1 pseudogene is annotated in these 568 nt (G+C 69.0%); it reads right to left on the bottom strand.

Features of this window, described 5'->3' with window-relative positions:
• Window positions 1-568 (bottom strand): annotated as a pseudogene (locus ACYVDE_RS25760) (sugar-binding protein); the annotation flags it as partial.

Here is a 568-nt window from a genome sequence, read left to right as displayed (position 1 = left end):
GGGCTGGCCATTCAGCAAAAACTGGTAGGTGGCCCCGGTGCCGCCGCCGGTGGCGGTCAGCGTCACGCTGTAACCTTGGCAAATGGTGGTGGCCCCGCTCACGGCCAGCGCTGCTGCCGGCACCGCGCTGATGCTCACTTGCGTGGTGGCCGAAGCGGCCTGGCAGGCCCCGTTGGCGGCCACGGTGTTGGTAACGGTGTAGATGCCGGGCTGGCTGGCGGCCAGGTTGATAACGCCGGTGCTGGCATTCAAACTAAGTCCCGCGGGCGCAGCCGTGAACGTGCCGCCCGCCACCGATACCGTGGGTCCGGGGTTAGTGCCGGCGTTCTGGCAGTAGCTGCCGGCGCCGTAGGCCACCGTGGGCGTGGCCACGGGGTTCACCGTGATAGTGGTGCCGGCCGAGGTGGCCGAGCAGTTGCCGGGGTTGGTGATGAGGACGCTATACGTGCCGGCCTGGGTGGCGGCGTAGGTGGCAGCCGTGGCCCCGCTGATGGGCTGGCCATTCAGCAAAAACTGGTAGGTGGCCCCGGTGCCGCCGCCGGTGGCGGTCAGCGTCACGCTGTAACCT

It is taken from the genome of Hymenobacter agri (assembly GCF_054778495.1).
Note: the sequence above shows the minus strand (reverse complement) of the source record. Positions and strands in the feature narration are given on the sequence as shown.